This window comes from Streptosporangium sp. NPDC023615 (assembly GCF_040640155.1).
Taxonomy (GTDB): domain Bacteria; phylum Actinomycetota; class Actinomycetes; order Streptosporangiales; family Streptosporangiaceae; genus Streptosporangium.
On record NZ_JBFABE010000136.1, the window covers coordinates 1 to 5,231 of the forward strand.

Below are 5,231 nucleotides of genomic sequence, written 5' to 3' on the forward strand. Positions count from 1 at the left end.
CTCGGCTGCGCCTTGCTCTGCTGGCGCCGCCTCAACTCATTGTGTTAGCAGTTCTAAGTCCGAAGGTGCAAGGTTCGCCTGGACAGGACAACGACTGTCCATTCCAGCTCAAAGTGGCGAGAGCGGAGTCGCTGAGCTGGGAGGTGTCAGATTGATTGGGGCAATGTGGGGTGGTGTTATTCGGGCTTAGCTGGCACTTTCGGTTGATCTTGCTGTTGTGGTCGTACTGGTGGGCTTGCTGTTCGCTGGCGGTAGGGCGGCGAGGTGGTCTTGAAGTTCGGCGTGGCGGAACTGGTAGATCGGGCCGACGGTGCGAAGTAGACCGAGGCGGTGGGCGTCGTCGAGGAACGCCATCAGCTTGCGGGGCAGATGCTCCTTCTTGGTCAGTCGCCGGATGGCGATCATGTAGGCCAGCCAAGCGTGGTGATTTCCAAGCAGGAGCCCGAGCGGAAGCCCGGCTGTGAGCCCGACTGCGAGCCCAACCGCGGGGCCAACCGCGAGCCCGACTGCGAGCCCGACTGCGAGCCCGATAGCTATGACTTGTAACAGAGTCAGGATTTTGTCAGCTTTCCAACTGGGCAACGGTGTGGTCACAGCTGTGGAGGATGTGGGCCGTTCTGTCCATTTGATCACTCCGGCCGTGAGCCCCACTATGAGCCCGAACGCAAGCCCGATCGCGAGCCCGTCTGAGGATCCGTCCAAGAGCACGACCGTGAGTCCGAACAGGAGCCCGAGGACGAGCGCGTTTCGCAAATTTTTGATGAGGTCGGCTGTTCTTCCTGACAGATGCAGGTCGGCATATCCGGGGGTTTCGGTGAACCATCTACTGACCAAGAGCCCGCCCATAAGTCCGCCCGCAAGCCCGAACACGAGCCCGCCCGCAAGCCCGAACACGAGCCCGGTCAGGAGTCCGGCCACGGATTCGAACATGGGCCCGCTCGCGGACGCAACCGCAAACCCGACCACAAGCCCGACCGCGAGCCCGAACAGAAACCCGGTCTGCCAAGCGACGCGGGGGCGTTTGTTGCGGGGAATGGTGTATTGGGCGAGGTGCCACCAGGCCAGATCATAGGTGTCGTGTCGGTTCAGCACGCGGGCAAGGTAGGTCAGATGGTTGCGGGCGTGGTCGGGGTTCCACGCAGTGCGGGGTCGGAAGTGCTCGGCGGGGTTACGGCTGGGGGGGGCGGCTGTCGATGACGGCAGCGATGAGGTGGTCGAACAGATGGGCTCGCAGCGTCGCCTTCTGTTGGGCCAGAGGGCCGGTCAGCAGGGTGGGGTCGGCGGCGGGAGTGATATAGATGGTGCGGATTAGCCACAATCCCAGCGCGGTTTCCGTCAGTCGGCTCAAGCCTGGGTGAGAGGCATTGTGTAGCGCGACCCAGATCGGGGTCCAGTCGTGACGAGGCATCGGCGGCAGGCTGGTACGCAGGTAGGTTTCGGCATCGGCGGGAGTGATGGCAGCTGGCGCGATGACTGCGGTGGCGGTCAGCACGTCCCTGACTTGTTCAATCGCAGTGGTGTACTCGGCGGAGCGACTGGTGAGGATGAACTGGTCGCCTTCGGCCAGCCAACGGTTCAACGCTGAGATCACTGCGATACGGGCTGGTGCAGGGATCTCGTCCAGGCCGTCCAGGATGGGCAGGATGTGGCCGTGATCGAGCAGAGCTTTGGCAGCACCCGTTCCGAACTGCGGGGCGTTCAGCGCCGGGTAGTCGCGGGGCAGACGAACGGCGAGCCAGTCGTGCAGCCGAGGGTGAACGCTGGTGTCCCAGCCGTTGACCGGCACTAGCACCGGCACCGGATCAGCCTCATCACGTTCAGGGCCCACCAGGTGCAGCAGCAACTGAATAGCCAGGGTGGTCTTGCCGGTGCCGGGGCTGCCGGTGATGACCAACCGTCGGCGCCGCAACTTCCGAAAGGCTTGAGCCAGGCCGGGGATCTGGTCGTTGGAGCCGCGGAACGCCAACAGGTGCTCGCCGACCAGCCGCGGATGGTCCATCAAGCCCGCGTCGTCGACGAGGTGCCAGGAGATCGGGATCGGCTCGGGGTCATCCAAGGACCGGATGGCCGCCTCGGTACGCCACTGCTGGAAGACCAGGCCGGTCAGCGCCTTCTTGGCTGCGGCGATAGTGTCCTCGGGACTTGCTGACGTCGAGGTCGAGGGCGCACGGCGGTCCGTGAATATTCCGAGCCCTACTGCCAGGCTGCTCAAGCCGATGAATGCGCCGATCACGCTGGCCCACTGGTCGGCTTTCGCTAGATCGGCCTGCATGAACAAGAAGAAGCCCATCGCGCTCATCATGGCGACGAACACGATGATGGCCGCCCATTTCCAAAAGCTTCCTGACATGATCTCATCATTCCGTGACCGAAAGATCACGTGAAGCAATACGAGGTGCGCAGGCACGGTGCGATCGGAATCGTTAGGCGGCTGTCACTCACTGCGGGACGGGTTGAGACGGCAGCGGGAAGGTAGAGCTGGTCTGTCGGATGTTGCGGGGCAAGGTCCATGCTGGGGCGTGTCGGTGCTTTTTAAATTCCTGGCGGGCTTTGCGTCGGCGCTTGAGTAAGAGGGCATCTGGGCTGGCCGGAGTGCCGTCGATGGTGTTGTGCCGGGTCTCGGGGAAGGTCTTGTCGGGTTCGAAGCGCGATGCGCTGGTCATCCCTTGGAGCCAGGTGGTGACGACGTAGTTGTGGTCGTAGTGGCTGGGGTTGGTGTGCCGATCGAGGACGCGGTTGATCTGGGCGGTGATGGCCGCGCGATGCTCGGGTGAGGTGACGGCTCGTTCGGCGATAGGCCGCCAGGCAGGAGAGCAGAATAGTTCGGCGAGGTGGACGATCTCGGGGTAGAACGCGGCGAGGAACAGCGAGGCGGTGAAGAGGGCGGGGCTGGGAATGAGGTGATCAATGCGATCGCTCCAGGGTTCACGCTGATGCGGTTGTCCGTGAAATCGCAGATCGATGCAGATGCTCAACGAGCAGTCGATGGCGTTGAAGGTTTTGAGCCAGCCGTGCTGGCGGACCAGCCGGTTGTGGCGGTGCTGGGCGGTGGTGAGTTCGAGGATCAGCTGGTTCAGGCGCTGGGGTTGGTGGTCGAGGGTGTAGTCGGGAGGGCCGATCCAGTAAAACCGTCGACTACATGAGCACGTACCGGAACCTTCTCCGCGGATTGTCGTACGCCGCCGCTACAGTCCGGTCGTGAACGACGACCTTAAGAACGGCCTCATCTGGTGGTCCACCCACCGCGCCACCGTTGGGCTGATCGTGCGCGACGGCATCGTGGTCCAGTCCGCTCCGTATGCCCGACGATGGGCTCAGGGACGCGACGCCCACGAGATCTACCGCAAGGGGGAGCAACAGAAAGGCGTGACCCTCGCGTGGGTACCGGCGATGGAGGCTGAGTAATTTTCAAGATCCGGAACATATGCGGATCGACCTCCTCTCCCCCAATGAGATCACATGACTCGTCAGCAGGTCAGCGCGCTATCGGGCCGAGAAGCACCAATCCACTTCTAATCCGATGGCCGCAGTCCGGCGCAAGCAGCTCACACAGTCCTTGCGGGATATGCGCGGGATGATCTTCTGTGAGAAGGGCCAGCAAAAATGCTTCTGCGCTGGTCAGAGGCCCTGTTCCCGCTGGAAACGTAGCACTCTTGAAAACCGCTAGTGGAGCTATGCGCCCTTGTGGCCACCTCTTCCCTGGCGAGAGAGGATCGCTCTATGTGTCGTGTGACCTGAGGAGGCTTGGACGTGAGGCCGTTGGTGATTCAGATTGACCCGTTGGGGTCTGTCGGTCCGATTCTGCTTGGCTCCCCTCGGCTGGAAGCCGGGCGGGCGTTGCGTGCCTGGGGTGAGCCCGTGGAGTACGCGCCGTATCCGGGGGCGCTGCCGCTCGATTGGAGGATCAGCGGCGGAGGGTCCGGCATCGACGTCGTCGTCCACTGCGGTTCCACCGGAGTCGTCCAGACCGTGGAGATCTTCCGTGATTTCGACGCCCGTCCCGGGGCTCAGGTGTTCTTGCTGGGCATGGACGTGTTCTCCGTGCCGGCCAAGCGGGTGGTGGACGTCCTGCGGGAGCGCTTCGAGATCGAGGAGGACGGCTATAGCTGTACCGTCCCGGAACTTTCGATCGGTCTGGGGCGCCCCATGGTTCCGGATCAGGACGATGACGAGGAAGAACGCGAGCGCTACACCTGTTTCGACAACGTCCTCATCGCGGGCCCGGGTTACTACGCGCCTCCTCCTACGCCGGAGGCCGGGCGGTAGAGCAAGGAGATGACGGCATGGGGAGCGGTGATGGTATGGAGTTCGCCGAGGACCGTGTCAACCAGTGGTTGAGCGTGTATCAGGTCAACCTGCTCTACGCGCAGGAGCGCGATCGAGGTGAAGAGCGACGGGTCTGGGGGCGGGTCGCCTTCGCCGCACTCGACGGGCTCGAACAGGCCGGTTGCCCCACGCAGGACGTGAACACGCGGCGCTTCAGCCTCCGGGCGTTGCTCATTGCCGACCTTGGGCCCAACGGCGACCCTTTGTGGAGTGCGGATTGGCTGGCCGCAGACGTGCCGGAGACTCTGCCGTTGAGCTTGGAGCAGGCACGTGAGTGGGCGACGGACTGGACCGTGCGACTGCGGCATGAGATGCACGCTCTGCGCACCTGCAAGAACCTGATCAAGCCCATGGAACTGGTCGCCGATCGGTTGACGACGGGACCGGTGCGAACGCAGATCGGACGTTGGATGGATCTCGGGAAGTGTCTGCCCTGACGTGCAATATGCGTGCAATGATCAAGGCGGTCGCTACTGCGGAAGGAAGCCTCATCCCAGGTCAGCGGCCACGAAGCGCAAGCAACGGTCATGTCCTGTAAAACCGTCGGCTCAGCCTACGCAGGTTCAAGTCCTGCACCTGCCACCAGCAGAAACAGCAACTCAGAGGCCCTCCGGGGCCTCTTTTGCGTTTCTGGGGTGTGCAGCCAGATGCCACCCTGAGCGGCCCTATGTCGGTGGTCGCGGAATATACGCGCAATGATCTTGAGGCCGTTTCCCCAGGTGGCGTCGGGCTTTCCGAGGGCCGTATGGGCCAGAACCGACCCCGGAACGCCGAAGGGTCCCGGTGGTGTCCGGGACCCTGGTCATACGGCGTGCATCTCAGGCGGTCAGCGCGTCACTGAGCCCTTTTTGTGCGCCCAGCAGAGCAGGAGGTGAAGCCGTGACGTAGCGGCTGATCGTGTTGTT

At 63.1% G+C, this 5,231-nt stretch carries 7 protein-coding genes; 4 read left to right on the top strand and 3 right to left on the bottom strand.

What is annotated here, in order from left to right; genetic code table 11:
- Window positions 1-186 precede the first annotated feature (186 nt).
- The 3 genes from AB0G16_RS38220 to AB0G16_RS38230 form a co-directional block, all read right to left on the bottom strand.
- Window positions 187-1,092, bottom strand: a complete 906-nt coding sequence (locus AB0G16_RS38220) for a hypothetical protein (protein ID WP_362815841.1) — start codon at window positions 1,090-1,092, stop codon at window positions 187-189.
- Window positions 1,093-1,168: 76 nt separating this feature from the next.
- Window positions 1,169-2,407, bottom strand: a complete 1,239-nt coding sequence (locus AB0G16_RS38225; RefSeq protein WP_362815843.1) for an NACHT domain-containing protein — start codon at window positions 2,405-2,407, stop codon at window positions 1,169-1,171.
- A gap of 31 nt (window positions 2,408-2,438) precedes the next feature.
- The gene (locus AB0G16_RS38230) at window positions 2,439-2,975 is read right to left on the bottom strand and encodes a hypothetical protein (protein WP_362815845.1); all 537 of its coding nucleotides are present in this window, start codon (window positions 2,973-2,975) and stop codon (window positions 2,439-2,441) included.
- Between AB0G16_RS38230 and AB0G16_RS38235 the strand changes: the two genes are divergently transcribed.
- From AB0G16_RS38235 to AB0G16_RS38250, 4 genes are all read left to right on the top strand, one after another.
- Entirely contained in the window at window positions 2,946-3,143 is a 198-nt protein-coding gene (locus AB0G16_RS38235) for a hypothetical protein (RefSeq protein WP_362815846.1), read from the top strand. The genes AB0G16_RS38230 and AB0G16_RS38235 overlap by 30 nt on opposite strands.
- A 55-nt stretch (window positions 3,144-3,198) precedes the next feature.
- Complete coding sequence (locus AB0G16_RS38240) at window positions 3,199-3,405, top strand: hypothetical protein (protein WP_362815848.1); 207 nt, start codon at window positions 3,199-3,201, stop codon at window positions 3,403-3,405.
- Window positions 3,406-3,750: 345 nt separating this feature from the next.
- Entirely contained in the window at window positions 3,751-4,266 is a 516-nt protein-coding gene (locus AB0G16_RS38245) for a hypothetical protein (protein WP_362815850.1), read from the top strand.
- Between the two features lie 35 nt (window positions 4,267-4,301).
- Window positions 4,302-4,763: a hypothetical protein gene (locus AB0G16_RS38250; RefSeq protein WP_362815852.1), complete on the top strand. Its 462-nt coding sequence runs from the start codon at window positions 4,302-4,304 to the stop codon at window positions 4,761-4,763.
- Window positions 4,764-5,231: the final 468 nt, after the last annotated feature.

Excerpts from the sequence above, each read along its gene's own strand:
- AB0G16_RS38250 (WP_362815852.1), top strand. The coding sequence starts at position 4,302 with ATGGAGTTCGCCGAGGACCGTGTCAACCAGTGGTTGAGCGTGTATCAG.